This is a genomic window from Alteromonas sp. ABV2_168 (assembly GCF_056161165.1).
The window spans coordinates 78817-94408 of record NZ_JBSWYQ010000005.1 but is presented as its reverse complement, the minus strand read 5'-3'; the positions used below and the strand labels follow the sequence as shown (position 1 = coordinate 94408).

Annotated in this window: 13 protein-coding genes; 8 read left to right on the top strand and 5 right to left on the bottom strand. The window is 48.3% G+C overall.

Annotated features, from left to right (window positions below; genetic code table 11):
* Position 1: 1 nt before the first annotated feature.
* A complete protein-coding gene (locus ACXAH4_RS09510; protein WP_474881658.1) occupies positions 2-403 on the bottom strand; it encodes a DUF2750 domain-containing protein in 402 nt (133 codons plus the stop codon).
* A 131-nt stretch (positions 404-534) separates the two neighbouring features.
* Here ACXAH4_RS09510 and ACXAH4_RS09505 point away from each other — a divergent pair, with 131 nt between their 5' ends.
* Together ACXAH4_RS09505 and ACXAH4_RS09500 are read left to right on the top strand one after the other, a co-directional pair.
* Complete coding sequence (locus ACXAH4_RS09505; protein WP_474881657.1) at positions 535-1380, top strand: hypothetical protein; 846 nt, start codon at positions 535-537, stop codon at positions 1378-1380.
* A gap of 11 nt (positions 1381-1391) precedes the next feature.
* A complete protein-coding gene (locus tag ACXAH4_RS09500) occupies positions 1392-1862 on the top strand; it encodes a hypothetical protein (RefSeq protein WP_474844369.1) in 471 nt (156 codons plus the stop codon).
* Positions 1863-1867: 5 nt separating this feature from the next.
* On the opposite strand, the gene ACXAH4_RS09495 is transcribed toward ACXAH4_RS09500, so the two are convergent.
* Positions 1868-3982 carry a two-component system response regulator gene (locus ACXAH4_RS09495; protein WP_474881656.1) on the bottom strand — a complete coding sequence of 705 codons (2115 nt, stop codon included), beginning with the start codon at positions 3980-3982 and terminating at the stop codon, positions 1868-1870.
* Positions 3983-4081: 99 nt separating this feature from the next.
* Positions 4082-6634, bottom strand: coding sequence for an HWE histidine kinase domain-containing protein (locus ACXAH4_RS09490; RefSeq protein ID WP_474881654.1), 2553 nt, complete (start codon positions 6632-6634; stop codon positions 4082-4084).
* An 84-nt stretch (positions 6635-6718) separates the two neighbouring features.
* Here ACXAH4_RS09490 and ACXAH4_RS09485 point away from each other — a divergent pair, with 84 nt between their 5' ends.
* From ACXAH4_RS09485 to ACXAH4_RS09470, 4 genes are all read left to right on the top strand, one after another.
* On the top strand, positions 6719-7300 hold the full coding sequence (locus ACXAH4_RS09485) for a heme oxygenase-like domain-containing protein (protein ID WP_474851308.1): 582 nt from the start codon (positions 6719-6721) through the stop codon (positions 7298-7300).
* Between the two features lie 88 nt (positions 7301-7388).
* Positions 7389-8198 carry an exodeoxyribonuclease III gene (gene xthA, locus ACXAH4_RS09480; protein WP_474844373.1) on the top strand — a complete coding sequence of 270 codons (810 nt, stop codon included), beginning with the start codon at positions 7389-7391 and terminating at the stop codon, positions 8196-8198.
* Between the two features lie 15 nt (positions 8199-8213).
* Entirely contained in the window at positions 8214-8858 is a 645-nt protein-coding gene (locus ACXAH4_RS09475; RefSeq protein WP_303573992.1) for an energy-coupling factor ABC transporter permease, read from the top strand.
* Positions 8830-9453, top strand: a complete 624-nt coding sequence (locus tag ACXAH4_RS09470; RefSeq protein ID WP_474844374.1) for a DJ-1/PfpI family protein — start codon at positions 8830-8832, stop codon at positions 9451-9453. Before ACXAH4_RS09475 ends, ACXAH4_RS09470 begins: the two co-directional genes overlap by 29 nt.
* 27 nt (positions 9454-9480) lie before the next feature.
* On the opposite strand, the gene ACXAH4_RS09465 is transcribed toward ACXAH4_RS09470, so the two are convergent.
* Positions 9481-10047, bottom strand: coding sequence for a phosphoribosyltransferase (locus ACXAH4_RS09465; protein WP_474844375.1), 567 nt, complete (start codon positions 10045-10047; stop codon positions 9481-9483).
* A 99-nt stretch (positions 10048-10146) separates the two neighbouring features.
* Positions 10147-11343 (bottom strand): lipoprotein-releasing ABC transporter permease subunit, encoded by a 1197-nt coding sequence (locus tag ACXAH4_RS09460; protein WP_474844376.1) that lies wholly within the window; start codon positions 11341-11343, stop codon positions 10147-10149.
* A gap of 111 nt (positions 11344-11454) precedes the next feature.
* Between ACXAH4_RS09460 and ACXAH4_RS09455 the strand changes: the two genes are divergently transcribed.
* Together ACXAH4_RS09455 and mfd are read left to right on the top strand one after the other, a co-directional pair.
* The gene (locus ACXAH4_RS09455) at positions 11455-12048 is read left to right on the top strand and encodes a PilZ domain-containing protein (protein WP_474844377.1); all 594 of its coding nucleotides are present in this window, start codon (positions 11455-11457) and stop codon (positions 12046-12048) included.
* 50 nt (positions 12049-12098) lie between these two features.
* Positions 12099-15590: a transcription-repair coupling factor gene (mfd, locus tag ACXAH4_RS09450; RefSeq protein WP_474881652.1), complete on the top strand. Its 3492-nt coding sequence runs from the start codon at positions 12099-12101 to the stop codon at positions 15588-15590.
* The last annotated feature ends 2 nt before the right edge of the window (positions 15591-15592 follow it).

Below are 15592 nucleotides of genomic sequence, written 5' to 3'. Positions count from 1 at the left end.
TTTATTTTGCCTCTTCTTGCAGGCTGTCTGCCAGTTCAGAAGCTGTCATGATAATGCCGGCATCGTCACTGGTAAGCGGGAAAACACACACATGGGTATTGTTAGCAGCCATGCCGGGCAGCCAGGTTTCCATGAACGTGTCGAGCGCCACATTTTCCGCTGTTAATGTGGTGTGTGCTGCCACTTCCCATGTATTGATCAAATCTTTATGGGGCCATACGGGCAACACCACAGCACCGTCATTTTCGAACATCACGAAGCCTTCCTCTCCTTTTACCAGCCACACTGACTGTGCTTTGGTAGAGTAACGAAGAAACAACGCGGTACGTTCTTCCGGTGACAAGGATGCAGCCTGGCTTTGTACAATTTCAGGTAAAGTTTCAGATATGGTATCCGGGAACATAATTTTCTCACATAAATAATTTCCGGCGGATTATACCCACAGAGAGACCGGGAAACTAATATAAACTCCCGCCTTTCCGTGCTAATCTCCATAATCGTGATTAAAGACTGCGTTAACTGAGTAACGTATTGATGAGCTCATCCTATTGTATCCTTTCGCCGGCACATGCAGCCTCAATGCCTCTTGATGAGGAGCAATTCCGGGAGTTAAAACGGGCAAGAAAACGTCTATCTTCAGCTTATGCTATCCGGCATAAATTTAAACTGGTCAGAACTAATTACGGCCTGATTACAGAAGCGCTCAAAGCCGTGGGGACTGCCTATCTCGATAATGCTCACCCTGAGCACTTAATTGACGCAAAGACACGACTTAACGCCGCGGTGAATAATTATATTCTCAGTGGCCGGACGTTCACGGCACAAATCAAACGGCATGTGCAGGCCTGCATCCAGGACCGCTCCGAAATTAACAGGCTCACCCGGCGCATGGAAATTGAATATCAGCGCTCTTTCGCCTACCGGTTTGTAGACAGTTTGTACGACTATGTGTCTTATTACGGGATCAGCGTCCACGAAATTGAAATAAGCGGGCAACCTGTATCTGACTCACCTGACGCTGCCCGCCGCTACGAAATCAAAGCGTATATCGACCGTGACTTTCTCGGTGGCCCCACGGATTTCAGAGCGTCGGTTTTGAAAGAAACGCCACGAAGCATAGAGCTGGTTTCGTTACTGGACGAATTCATGGGATGCCTGGACCGGATCAATGATTTGGCCAGGCAGATCACGGACGAGACGACAATTAACAGCCACGTGCTGGTAAAAGAATTTATTAATGTTTTTGCCGGTTCAAACGACGTGCCGGTAAACAACTTGTTTGTTGTTCATTCAATGCATGGAGACGACAACAACATCTATGATAAATTTCCTATCTCCATGTACGTGGCCCAGCAAAACTTAGAAGACGAATACCGGTAAGACAAAGAAACATGGAAATAACAGCACCAGACAGTCTGTTTTGTTCATTACTGCCCGATGACTTTCTGACATTACACCGTATCTCATTCAATGAAAGAGCTTTCATTTTTTACCGGGCTTCACTCCCTGCCGGCGCACCATCGCAGAAAACCATTACGGTGCAGTTTCCCTGGCTGGACATCACTGAAAATGCGTTTTCCGATATTGATTTACAGTTTCAGACACTGATAAACACAGCACTGGTCTGCGTTAAAGAACTGCAAAATTACTTAACTCATCATGAGCCTGTGGTAGATTTTTGTTTGTTTATGATGGAAACCAACCCGTCATTCTGCACATTTTCAATATCTACCGGCTATGAGCAGGCATTGTTCAAAGCGTTACATGATATGCCCTGCCCCGATTGCTTCGGCTATCCCCGCATTCAAAATACGACAATAACTCCGCAGCAATCATTGGCAGCTATCAATCCTTTAGAATAACCACTTTAGTAGGTAACACGTGCCTCTTCAGGCACAAGCATTCTGAGGATTTCCGTCAGAGACTTTGGCCGGGCATACAAAAAACCCTGGAATAAATCTGCCCCTACCTCTCTGGCAAATGCCGCCTGTGCGGGAGACTCTATGCCTTCAAAAATAACTGATTTACCCAAACGCTTATTTAAATCCACCAGCGACGCCGCCAGTAATCGCATTGGTTCATCTTCCAGTCTGACAAGCCAGGTACCGTCGAATTTTATCACCGACGCCCGGTTATCCGTTAATTCGGATAAGGCCACAAGACCATGTCCGAAATCATCCAGCGCCACAGTAAACCCATAATCTTCCAGCGCGCGGATAATACGCTTAGCGCCGGCATCGACTATAGCCCGCTCTGAAATCTCGATCACCACGGATGACGGCGATACATTGAAATCCGCAAAGTAGGTGACAAACTGATCCACCAGCGCTGTTGAACTGAGCTGCAATAACGACACGTTAATGTGGATCCTGATGTGACTTAAGTCCTGTGCTTCAAGCATTCCGCTTGCAATGCATACTTCCCTCAACATTTTTAAGCCTAAGGGGTTGATCAAACCCGTTTCTTCGGCCACAGGAATGAACGTATCCGGCTGCATGTCTTTTACATCTTTCCCCCGCCAGCGGCAAAGGGCTTCAAGAGCGACAACCTTGCCTTCACGGTCAACAATAGGCTGAAAACTGGCGTATAAATCCTGATTTTTAATAGCAGCCAGCAAACTCTCTTCCACCAGCAAACGGTATTCAATAGCCGTTTCGTGGTCAGAGGAATAAACCACAGTCTGGTTCTTACCCTGCTTTTTCGCCTCATACATAGCGATATCAGCGTGTTTCAGCAAATCTTCTGTGCTGTCCTGTATATCAAAATCAGCGACACCAATACTGGCAGTGACAGAAAGTGGCACACTGTGACAATGATAAGGTTTGGCCAGAGACACCAGCATTTTTTGTGTCAGCGCTAATATGTCAGCGTTGTCCTGAACAAGCACAACAAATTCATCGCCACCATGGCGGATTAATGTATCTGTGTTTCTCAGTTCAGACTGCAGGCGTTGAGCGCAGGTTACCAGCAACGCATCGCCAATATCATGACCGTAGCGGTCATTAATTTGCTTAAAACCATCCAAATCAATAAAAATCAGAGACTGGATGCAGCGCGAAAATTTCACCTCATCCAGCAACAGCTTCATATAATTGCGGTTTCCCGTTCCGGTGAGCGGGTCCCGGAACGCCAGCTCCTCAAGCTTACGCTCTGCACGGGACAAATCTGATATGTCAGAAACCGTAAGGATGTATTGCTGCCTGTCCGTTCCGGCATCCAGGCATGACAGGGTAATAAAAGCGGGAAACATCGCTTCCGTGCCGTTTCGCAGTGATAATTTATGACGGTATACACGATCAGACTGTGCGAGTTCATCACAACGTGAAAAGAGATCATGGTTAAAACCATATCGGGTAATGTCCTGCCCTTTCAGGGTAGACACATCGCTGGTCAGCAAGGTTGCCAGTGAACGGTTTGCCTCTGTGACTATAAAGGCATCATCAATAATAGCGACACCTTCGGATAACTGATCAAAGATCACGTCAGAAAGTCGGTGCCTCTTCTCTGTTTCATTTGTTAAAACCTCACCTCGACTGACAGGCGCCGCAGTTTCGCGCTGAATTTCAGGCAGCACCTTGTTGAATACGATTTTCTGTTCCAGTTCAAACCGCTTTAACGCAGTTTCACAACTGACTTTCAATGTTTTAGTATCGAATGGTTTAACAATGTAGCCATATGGCGACGTTTCCAGTGCCTGACTCAATGTAGTGTCGTCAGAAAACGACGTCGTATAAATCAATGGCGCAACAATTTTGCTGGCGATGATCCGCGCGGCTTCAATACCACTTCCACCATCGGCCAGATGGATGTCCATCAGAATAAGTTCAGGTTCGAGTTCCTCCGCCATATCAACGGCCTGCGACTCTGAGCGGGCAAGCCCGACGACTTCAGCGCCCATATGAGTAAGTTCGCGGGCCAGATACGTTGCCGCAATAGTGGTATCTTCCACCACCAGCACCCGCTTATTTTCCAGTAAACTCATCACTACTCCTGTTATCACCGCCGGATAAGTCTGAAGACGACGGTTGACGCTAAGTTACACATTACTCTTAATCATGAATGAAGACTGCGTCAATCAGTCTTACAAGATTTGCGCCAGAGTAGTCATTAAATCCTGCCCGGTAACCGGCTTGGTTAACACCGGTACGTGCTTTATTTCATCCGGGATGTCTACATCCTCACCATAACCACTAACGATAATGGCAGGAATACCTTTGACCGAAAGCTGTCTGATAAGGTCAAAACTGGTTTCATTACCCAGATGCACGTCAAAAACGGCCAGGCCGGGTTCGCGCCCTTCAACAGAACGGCGCGCTGCGGCAAGCGTACCTGCTACAGCGACATTCTGAACACCAAGCGCCTTCAGCTTTTTTTGCATATCAAGGGCAATCACCAGACTATCTTCGACTACCAGAGCATATTCCGGCATGCTTAAAGACGTATCGGGTTCTTCAATCGTTGCTACATTTTCACTGTCCGCAGAGGTGTCTTTAACGACAAGATAACGATGGGGGATCACCAGTGTCGCTTTTACGCCACCCGGAGAAAACTCAATGTCCACTTCGCCTTCAAGCTCATGGGGAATGACATTCCGTATCATTGTCATACCAAAACTGTCTTTACCAGGCAGCGACACAGGAGGACCGCCAGTTTCTTCCCAACGGATGATTAACTCAGATTTCTTCGATACAGACCAGTGGACAGACACCGTGCCCTTTTCACCTGAGTTCGAAAGCGCGCCATATTTCGCTGCATTGGTAAACATCTCATGCATCACCAGCACCAGAGGCGTGGCTGCATAAGGCGCTATCAACACATCCTCACCATGGAGCTCAATACTGTTAGATAAATTCACATAGGCCTGAATTTCAGTTTCCAGTAATTTGCGGAATGAAATATCAGTCCAGTCTGACGCAGTAAGTTGATCATGAGCGGATGCCAGAGCAACCAGGCGGCCACTGAGAACCTGAATAAATTCTTCCAGTGTTCTGCCGGTTTGCTCAGTTTGCATCACAATGGCGTTGACCAGATTCAGAATGTTCCGTACCCGGTGATTCAGTTCCGATATAAGAATTTCATGTTTTCGTGCAGCCTGCAGACGGATACTGTCCCTTTCCTGAATGTGTCTTATCATTACTTCAAGAAGGGTCACCCGCAAAGAATCTGCGTCATTAAGTTCCTGCTCAAGCCACTCGTGACAACTGTCACTGTGAGTTTGCTGCCAGACGTCGAAACTGCTCCTTGGCATGAGTCTGGCGCCATTCGGCCCGGCCACCATCGGTTTTTCCGGATTACCTGCCCAGCTTACGGTTTTGGTCTGTGCCTGACGGTAAAACAGCAAATAATCTCTGGGACTTTTTGATACAGGGACCGCCAGCACACCGGCAATGCCGTGAACATCGGTCTGATAACCACTCATAAAATCCGCCAGAGTGTCAATGGCGGCAATTTCGCTGGCTGCCAGTGCGTTCAACTGACGGCACAACCTCTTGAGGTTATCCGGTTCCAGACCATGCCCTTCGCTGCGTACTTCACCGTCTACGATGACGCAAATACCGTCACATTTTATCAGGTCGCGCATGACAGGAAACTGATCAGCAATACCCTGTGCCAGCGAACCGGAGGTCGGAATGGTCGACATAATTCGATTATGAACATGCCGCACTCTGTCCCGTTCGACACTTTGCTCCGTCATTAACCGCGACGACAACTCCAGGGAAAATACCTCAGCAAAAAGCTCCAGTTCCGTCCGTTGATAATACGACGGTACTTTAGGGCTGTAGTGGTGGCAGGCAAACAAACCCCACAACTTACCGTTAATGACAATGGAAACAGACAGGGAGGCTTTCACCCCCATGTTCTTCAAATACTCGATATGGATGGGAGAGACCGCACGCAGAATGGAAAATGACATATCAATTTGACTGTCAGTCCCCTTCACAACAGGTAACACCGGCACCGTTGTGTCATCCACATCAGCAATCACCCTCAGCAGGTTTTTCACATACAAGGCACGGGCCTGCTTAGGGATATCAGAGGCGGGGTAACGCAAGCCAAGAAAAGGTTCCAACTTAAATTGCTTACTTTCAGCCACCACTTCTCCTGCCCCGTCCGGCAGGAACTTATACACCATCACTCTGTCATATCCGGTGATAAGCTGTATTTGCTGGGCAACCTGATCAATGAGTTCTTTACTGTCGGCGGCACGGTAAAATTGCGTCAGCAGAGATCGCACAAACTGCTCATCAGCTTTACGTCCACTGTGCACTTCTTCCAGCTCTATCAGAGTATAAAGACCATTATGATGAACAGAGATATCAACAGTCAGTCCGGTAGCCACAACTTTTTGTGCAAACAACCGTTCATTTCTGCCGGTAATCATGGAAGACTGTAAGGAAGAACGAATATGGTGTAACGTCGTTTTGTCAAACCAGTTTTTCAGCGGTTCTCCGGCAACGTCATCCACAGGTACACCCAGATAATGTTCAGTATTGGCTGAGCAAAACGCAATCAGCCAGTCGGCGCGCACGGCAATCAGACAACCAAAAGATTGTATGCTGCCCGGCAGATGAATGGGTTCCCTGTCGCAATTAGTCAGATCGACAGTGAAGTCTGATGAAGTGGCGTTATCCATGTCTTTGAACCGTGCTTATGACTTTTAGAATATTTTACGGCTTAATGTCTTACAACATTTTCAGAATATCAGATCAACTTATTGATGAATATAAATAAACTATTTTTAACACTCAGAGAATCATCGTCAGAACCTCACAAGCAGTTAGAAGCCACCTACCCGTTTTGTTACCAGATGCGCAGTGAAGCGTTCAGTCCGCTGCATTATGGCAGAGCCTTGTCTGTACTAAGGGCTTTTCACGTTTATGCCGCGCCTTTCGTGGCCCGCTTACCTGATGAAATACGTCACCTGATAATAGTCGATGATGTCATTGATGCACTTAACCTGGACCTGCAAATTTTAGGGGTGCTGGAAGAACAGCCTGAGTTCAAATCTGCATTATCATCTCAGTCACCAACCAGCCTGCTGGCATTCAGTTATGTGTGGATGGGATCGTCCATGGGCGGCAGTATCATCAGTCGCTGGCTGCAGTCACGTCATCCCGGATTGCCGCAGCAATACTACCGTGCCATGGCAGAAACCGGCGCAAACTGGGAAACGTTTAAAGCAGGCGCTACGGACTGGGCCCGGGCCAATAATATCAACGATGATGATGCGGGAGACGCTGCCAGACAGGTTTTTGAAAGTATCATTAATACTGCCTCACACTACAGTGAACCTGCATAACTCAAAAGCTGCAAAATAGCCTGTGCCTGTCTTCAGGCAGCACAGCGGTTTTGCTATGATTGCAATAAATTAATTAACAGTGAATTTCATGAAAGTAGTATCTTTTAATATTAACGGGATTCGTGCGCGGTTGCATCAGCTGTCTGCACTGATTGAAAAACACCAGCCGGATGTCATCGGTTTGCAGGAAATCAAAGTGCATAACGAGCAGTTTCCTGTTGCTGATGTGGAAGCGATGGGTTACCACGTTTTCTTCCACGGACAGAAGAGTCACTACGGTGTGGCTATGCTCACAAAAGAGAAGCCGCTGAATGTGCAATACGGTTTTCCCACTGATGAAGAAGACGCTCAGCGCCGCATGATAATGGTGACGTTAGCAGGTAAAAATGGTCAGCCGGTACGGGTACTGAATGGCTATTTCCCTCAGGGCGAGAATGAAAAGCATGAAACCAAGTACCCGGCGAAGCGTAAATTCTATGCCGATTTAATGGGGTATCTCAGTGACCACCATAGTCAGGATGACAACGTCATCATTATGGGTGATCTGAACATTTCGCCGGCAGACAATGATATCGGCATTGGCGAGGATAACCGTAAACGCTGGCTGAAAACCGGCAAATGTTCTTTTTTACCGGAAGAACGGGAGTGGATTAACACACTCTACGACTGGGGCGTGACCGACAGCTTCAGAGCACAAAATCCGGAAGTAAGCGACCAGTTCAGCTGGTTCGATTACCGCTCAAAAGGATTTAACGACAACCGGGGTCTGCGCATTGACCATATCCTGGCAACAAAGCCAGTACATGAAGGACTTCAGGAAACCGGCATTGATTACGAATTGCGCGGCATTGAAAAGCCGTCTGATCATGCTCCTATCTGGACGGTGTATGATATTTAACTAACGAGGTCATCATTGACAAGCCTGCAAACATTCGCACTTATTCTGTTCACCGGACTGATGATTGTGATAATCAGGAATCTGTCCTGGCAGGCTTTGTTAAAAGATAAGAGACAGCAGCATGTGTTATTCGGTTATACCGCGCTGCTGTTTTTTTTGTGGATTTTCCGTGCCGGGATTTATCAGGGGCTGGATGTTCATTTTTTATGGCTGAGTGCACTAACACTGACACTCGGATTCAGAAAGGCGCTGATCGCCGGAGCCGTGGCCCTTACCGGTATAACATTAACCGGTACTGAACAATGGCACATGATCGGCGTAAATGGTCTGCTTGGCGTTGTCATGCCTGTGTGTGTCAGCTACGTCATCTTTATGACCGCATTTCACAAAATCCCCCGTAATCTGTTCGTCTACATATTTGCCTGTGCATTTTTCCCGGGCGCCATAGTCATAGCTTTGAAAATGGGTTTGCTGGGGGGATATTACCTGGCTGACGGTTTATATGACTGGCAAACCGTAAGAGATAACTACCTTATTCTTATCCCCTTACTGCTCTTCCCCGAAGGACTGTTAAATGGTATGACTATGACATTGCTCATCGTCTATAAACCTGAACTGGTCTACACCTTCCATGACAAATTCTATATCGACGGAAAATAACCGACAGCCATTACGCTTTGCCATTGTGATATACCCTGACGCGGAGGTGCTTGATTTCGCCGGGCCCTACGAAGTCTTTACCACGGCTGTGCGGGTCCACCAGTTTAACTGGCAGGTACAACTGGTAGCCGAAACTGCCATGATTAAAGCCCGTGCGGGTTTTATGGTACAGAGCCACACTACATTTGCAGATGCAGAGAAACCGGACATCCTCGTGGTGGTTGGCGGCGATCATACCCGCGAATTGAACAATCCTGTGTTGCTGGCATGGATCAAACAGGCATCTGCCAGTGCAAAGATAGTGGCATCAGTGTGTACAGGTTCATTCTTGCTTGCTGAAGCAGGGATTGTGGATAGCCATAATATGACAACACATTGGGAGGACATTGCTGATTTACGCAGGCTTTATCCGTCACTCACTGTGCATGAACATTGCCGGGTAGTGAATGAGGGCTCGCTTTACAGCAGTGGCGGTATATCAGCCGGCATCGACATGGCGTTAACGCTGGTAGCTGATATTACGAAGAAAGCTGATGCTGAAGCAACAGCCAGACAAATGGAATACCGGTGGGACGACAGCTGTCTGCGCATATAGCGCAGACACATTTAACAGCAGGATCTACTAGTCTTTCTTGTAAAGAATATCCATCACACCGGCCAGTTCGGTTTTACCTTCCCGCACTTCTTCCTCACTCAAACCAGCGATTTCGTGAGGAAATACCAGCCACTCATCGCTCTGATTTACATAATAGTCAGGAACAATTTCCGTCTTGTTGTTCTGTGGCTTGTACCAGGGGCAGGCAATACGGATATCTTTCGGCATATTCAGACGCATCAGTTTACGCACCTGTTTGATAAGCGCATCCACACTGCGGCCGGAATCAAATACATCATCAACAATCAGCAGTTTGTCGTCAGCATTAGCATTCTCGACCAGATAATGCAGACCGTGAACACGGATTTCTTTCGACTGTTTGTTGATACCGTAGTAAGACGATGTTCTCACTGCGATGTGGTCAGTTGGGGTATTTTTGAATTCAAAAAATTCCTGAACAGCGATACCAATAGGCGCACCACCACGCCAGATACCGATAATGAAGTCCGGCCGGAAGCCATCTTCATATACCATAGCCGCTAAACGGAACGAGTCTTCCAGAAGAGATTGGGAGGTAATAAAGTTTTTGTTCATAGCATTTATCCGGCCAGATTTGAAAGGCGGGAAGTATAGTGAAAATTAAGGTTATTTGCACGCAAAATTAACCACATGGTCAACATGGTACAAGCCAGTTTATTCGTTCTGCAGCGCCGTAGCAGGATGCACCTTCATCGCTCTCACAGCAGGGTAAACACTGGCCAGCAAACACAATACCAGTGAAAATAGTGTCACCATAATGACCTGATGCCAACGTAAATCCACAGGGATCCCCTGCCCGTCGGCAGACAATGCCAGCTGAATATCCAGCAGTGCCAGCAAATTATTCAGTTGCAACACTACTACAACACCCAGTACCAGACCAAGTATAGCGCCCTTCACACCGTTAAACAGGCCGTTAAGTAAAAAGACTGTCCGTATCTGACCGGCTTCCATTCCCTGAGTTTGTAAAATGGCAATGTCACCCTGCTTTTCAGTGACTACCATCACCAGCGCAGAAACAATATTAAATGCAGCGACGGCAATGATGAGCAGCAGCATCATAAACATCATGTTTTTTTCCATTTTCACAGCATCGAACAGGGGCCCCTGACGTTCCCGCCAGTTATCGGATGAAAAGCCCTGCCCGTCTAATGTGTTTATGACCGCACTGTAATTAAAGGCGTCGTTAAGGAAAAGGCGGGTATCTGAGGGCGCATCCTGAGGTTTCCTTAATAACCTTTTCAGATCGTCCAGATGCATAAAGATGACCTTGTCATCCATCTGAGAATTAACCCCGTACAACCCTGCTACTTTTACAATACGCTGAGCCGGCATGCGTCCCAGCGGGGTGTATACACTCGCTCCAGCCACAAGAAGACGCATTGTATCCCCCGGTCTGAGATCGAGTTGAACAGCCAGCGCCTGACCGGCAATCACATTAAAACTGCCGCTTTCCAGACCGGTGAACTTACCGGCCACCATGTTTTCTGCCACCACAGAGTCCTGCATATCTTCCGGCACAACGCCCTGAATTTGCACACCTCTCAGCCCGCTTCTTGCCTGTAAAACCCCTTCTGTTTCGATAAACGGCATGACATGGTCTACACCGGCAATGCTTTCAAAGGGAGCCGCAGATGGTTCCGCATGTACAACCACATGAGGCAGAATACCCAGAATGCGCTGCTTTAATTGCCCTTCAAACCCGTTCATCACCGATAACACAATGATCAGCGCCATCAAACCCAGTGCAATTCCGGCGACTGAAAAAAAGTTAATGAACGAAACAAAGCTATTTTGTTTATTCGCAGTAGAATAGCGCAGCGCCAGAAAGGCAGAGACTGGTTGAAACATGAAAACCCGGCGTCGGAAAAAGTAAATGGCGTAATACGGCAACCGTATTAGTAAAGTTGTTAGTCTACGTGTAAGCTTTACTACGTACAAGATTGATGTAGCAGGATTTAAATGAGCAACGAGACACTGGCAGATAAACAGGCACAATTCGACGAGTTCTTCATGATTACCAGTGAACTGCCGGTAAACGTAGTGCCGCTGGAAGCGGGTAAATCCGTTCCTGCCAGTGACGATCTTGAATCCGTCATGCCCTATGCATTTAGAATTGCCGGGGAAATGGCTGCCATCGAGGCACAGGCATTAAGACCGCTGCGTAACCTCGGAGACCACGCTGCAGCGCTAACCGATTACCTGAACCATCAGGCCAGAAAAATCGACCTGATGATGTCTTATATACTGCACCAGCAGGATGATGAGACCTGTCGCTATCAAACCGTTAAGTTTGGCGGCGGCGGTATAATCGTCAGTACCACATCGCCTTACGAAACCGGTACGCTGGCAGAACTGAAGCTGTTTCTCAATCAGGAAGCGGCGGCTGTTTATTGTTTCGGTGAAGTTATTGCTTGCCAGCAGCACGGAGATGATTACCATATATCTTTCATTTTCCGCAGCATCCGCGAACAGGATCAGGAATTGCTGGTGCGCGCCAGTTTGCATTTGCAAACCCAGCAGCTGCGCAAACGCGCTCAGGACAAACAGGAATAGTTCGCTCTCACGCAACTCCATGATAACCAGCCAATAGTTTTCAAGGTGACATGACAGCCACAATTTTTTCTTTACCACTGCCGAAGGCAAAAAAGGCCGGCAGCACAGGTGATCACCAGCAATGGGGTCAGTTAAAAGGCAGTAGCCGCGCTCTGGCCGTCAGCCAGGCATATAAGCAGCATAAAGGACCGGTGGTTGTTATCACCGCTGACACACCGTCAGCCATGAAGCTCCAGCGGGAACTTGCATGGTTTTTAGATAACGACCGTAGTGTTACCACCTTGTTCCCTGATTGGGAAACTCTGCCCTATGATATGTTTTCGCCCCATCAGGATATTGTTTCCCAGCGGATGGAAACTTTGTTTCGGATGGCGAACGAGCCCCGCGGTATCTTCATCGTTCCCGTAAACACGCTGATGCAACGGCTGGCACCGGTAGATTATTTGAATAAATATCTGCTGATGGTTCATAAAGGCGATACCCTTGACCGTGAACAGTTCCGGCGCAATCTCGAACAAGCCGGCTATCTGCATGTAAACCAGGTAATGAGCCACAGCGAATTTTCCATTCGCGGTTCCATTATCGACCTGTTTCCCATGGGCAGTGACAGACCATTCCGCATTGATTTATTCGATGATGAAATTGATTCTATCCGGTATTTTGAAACAGAAAATCAGCGCTCTGCGGATGCCGTAGATGAAATCCGGTTGTTACCGGCGAGAGAATTTCCCACCGACAAAGCAGCACTTTCAGCCTTCAGAGCCCGTTACCTGGAAACCTTCGACAGCAACAGTTCGCAGGAATCGGTATTAAGTCAGGTATCCAAAGGCACCATGCCCGGGGGTATCGAATACTACCTGCCGCTGTTTTTTGACCATACCGCTACCCTGTTTGACTATCTCCACGATAATGCCGTCCTGATGCTGCATGGCGATGTCATGGACGCCAGCGAGTTTTTCTGGGCAGATGTGGCTGAGCGTTACGAACAGCGCAGATACGACTTATCACGCCCCCTGCTCAGCCCTGAAGCACTGTTTCTGCCAGTTAACCAACTTTTCGAACAGGTCAAAAACTGGCCGCGGATTACGCTGCACGCAGACGCTTTAGAAGAAAAAGCAGGAAAATCCAACCTCGGATGCGAAAGCCTTAAAGACATCGCGTTTAATCCACAGAAGAAACAGCCGGCTCAGGCGCTGACGGAAAAAATGAAAGCCGCCCGGAATGCCGGCAGCCGTGTGCTTTTCTGTGCTGAATCTCAGGGACGGCGGGAAAACCTGCTGACTCTGCTGAATAAAGCAGGGATCCGCCCTGAAGCCGTTCAGCAACTCAGTGACTTCATCGACAGTGATGTTGCTGCAGGCATTTGTGTTGGTCTGGTAGAAAACAGCTTCGAGTGGCAGCGTGAACAGGGCAATATTCTGTTTATTACTGAAACAGAACTGCTGGGCCATAAGGTCAGTCAGCGCCGCTTACGTGACAAACGGCAGGCAACGGATGAAAGTGCCATTATCCGCAACCTCGCTGAACTGTCTGTTGGACAACCGGTGGTTCACTTTGATCACGGCGTGGGCAGGTATACGGGTTTGCAAACCCTGGATGCCGGCGGCGTGATGACCGAGTATGTGTGCATTGAATATGCAAAGCAGTCAAAGCTCTACGTGCCGGTGTCTTCTCTGCATCTGATTTCACGCTATACCGGCGGCGATGTGGATCATGCGCCACTGAACTCACTGGGCTCAGATGCGTGGACAAAAGCGAAACAAAAAGCAGCCGAGAAGGTCCGCGACGTGGCTGCGGAACTGTTGAATGTCTATGCCAAACGGGCAGCAAAACCGGGGTACGCCTACGACATCAACTGGGAAGATTACCAGAGCTTTGCCGACAGCTTTCCTTTTGAAGAAACACCGGATCAAATTCAGGCCATCAATGCCGTTATTCAGGATATGGGTTCACCGCAGGCCATGGACAGACTGGTTTGTGGTGACGTGGGCTTCGGTAAAACAGAAGTAGCCATGCGGGCAGCTTTTCTGGCTGCCAATCACGGTAAACAGGTGGCCATACTTGTGCCAACCACCCTGCTGGCACAACAGCATTTTGAAAATTTCAAAGACCGCTTTGCAAACTGGCCGTTTAATATTCAGGTAATGAGCCGTTTTGTCAGCGGTAAAGCGCAGAAAACCGTTGTCGACGGCATCAAAGAGGGCCAGGTGGACATCGTGGTGGGCACCCACAAACTGCTCAGCAGCGACATTGAATTTAACGATCTTGGCCTTGTGATCATTGACGAAGAACACCGCTTTGGCGTGCGTCAGAAGGAAAAATTCAAATCCCTGCGTGCAGATGTAGATATTCTGACCCTTACCGCTACCCCCATACCGAGAACGCTGAACATGGCATTGTCCGGTATGCGTGATTTATCCATCATCGCTACGCCGCCGGCACGCCGCTTATCGATAAAGACTTTTGTGCAGCAACGCAATACGTCCGTGATCCGTGAAGCGGTTATGCGTGAAATTCTTCGTGGTGGTCAGGTTTACTTCCTCCACAATGAAGTGGATACCATCGAAAAAACCGCGAAAGAAATTGCCGAAATTGTCCCTGAAGCGCGTATTGCCACCGGTCACGGACAAATGCGTGAGCGGGAACTGGAAACCGTGATGAGTGATTTCTATCACCAGCGCTATAACGTGCTGGTGTGTACCACTATCATTGAGACCGGTATTGATGTTCCTACCGCTAACACTATCATTATGGACAGAGCCGACCACCTCGGTCTGGCGCAGCTTCACCAGTTGCGCGGACGTGTGGGCCGTTCTCACCACCAGGCATACGCATACCTGCTTACCCCTCATCCGAAGCGGATGACGAAAGATGCGGCCAAGCGTCTGGAAGCCATCGCCAGCCTGGAAGATCTGGGCGCAGGCTTCGCACTGGCTACCCATGACCTTGAAATTCGTGGTGCCGGTGAATTGCTCGGCGATGATCAATCGGGGCAGATAGCCTCTATCGGTTTTACGCTGTACATGGACATGCTGGACCAGGCTGTGACAGCATTGAAGGAAGGTCGCGAGCCCAGTCTGGAAGATGCTTCAGCCAATCAGACGGAAATTGAGCTGCGTATTCCTGCGCTGTTGCCCGATGACTATATTGCAGATGTTAATCAGCGTCTTTCACTCTATAAGCAACTGGCAAGTTGTCAGAGTAAAGATGCCATTGATGAATTCCAGGTTGAGTGTATAGACAGATTTGGCTTACTGCCGTTGCCGGCTAAACAACTTATCAAAGTCGCTGAACTCAAACTCATCGCAAAACGGTTGGGTATAACAAAAATCGACCTGACCAGCATTGGCGGCACCATTGAATTCAGAGAAAATACGCCGGTGGATCCGGGGTATATCATACAACTGGTACAAACCCGTTCTGATACGTTCCGTTTTGAAGGCAGCCAGAAGTTGCGTCTGGTGAAGAAAACCGAAACAGCAGAAGAACGGTTATCCCTGATTGAAAATGTACTGAACGACTTTGCCATGGAGACAAAGTAAGC

Coding starts and splice junctions, on each gene's coding strand:
- xthA (WP_474844373.1), top strand. CDS start 7,389: ATGAAAGTAGTATCTTTTAATATTAACGGGATTCGTGCGCGGTTGCAT.
- ACXAH4_RS09490 (WP_474881654.1), bottom strand. CDS start 6,634: ATGGATAACGCCACTTCATCAGACTTCACTGTCGATCTGACTAATTGC.
- mfd (WP_474881652.1), top strand. CDS start 12,099: ATGACAGCCACAATTTTTTCTTTACCACTGCCGAAGGCAAAAAAGGCC.
- ACXAH4_RS09495 (WP_474881656.1), bottom strand. CDS start 3,982: ATGAGTTTACTGGAAAATAAGCGGGTGCTGGTGGTGGAAGATACCACT.
- ACXAH4_RS09460 (WP_474844376.1), bottom strand. CDS start 11,343: ATGTTTCAACCAGTCTCTGCCTTTCTGGCGCTGCGCTATTCTACTGCG.
- ACXAH4_RS09510 (WP_474881658.1), bottom strand. CDS start 403: ATGTTCCCGGATACCATATCTGAAACTTTACCTGAAATTGTACAAAGC.
- ACXAH4_RS09465 (WP_474844375.1), bottom strand. CDS start 10,047: ATGAACAAAAACTTTATTACCTCCCAATCTCTTCTGGAAGACTCGTTC.
- ACXAH4_RS09505 (WP_474881657.1), top strand. CDS start 535: ATGAGCTCATCCTATTGTATCCTTTCGCCGGCACATGCAGCCTCAATG.
- ACXAH4_RS09470 (WP_474844374.1), top strand. CDS start 8,830: ATGACAAATTCTATATCGACGGAAAATAACCGACAGCCATTACGCTTT.
- ACXAH4_RS09455 (WP_474844377.1), top strand. CDS start 11,455: ATGAGCAACGAGACACTGGCAGATAAACAGGCACAATTCGACGAGTTC.
- ACXAH4_RS09500 (WP_474844369.1), top strand. CDS start 1,392: ATGGAAATAACAGCACCAGACAGTCTGTTTTGTTCATTACTGCCCGAT.
- ACXAH4_RS09485 (WP_474851308.1), top strand. CDS start 6,719: ATGAATATAAATAAACTATTTTTAACACTCAGAGAATCATCGTCAGAA.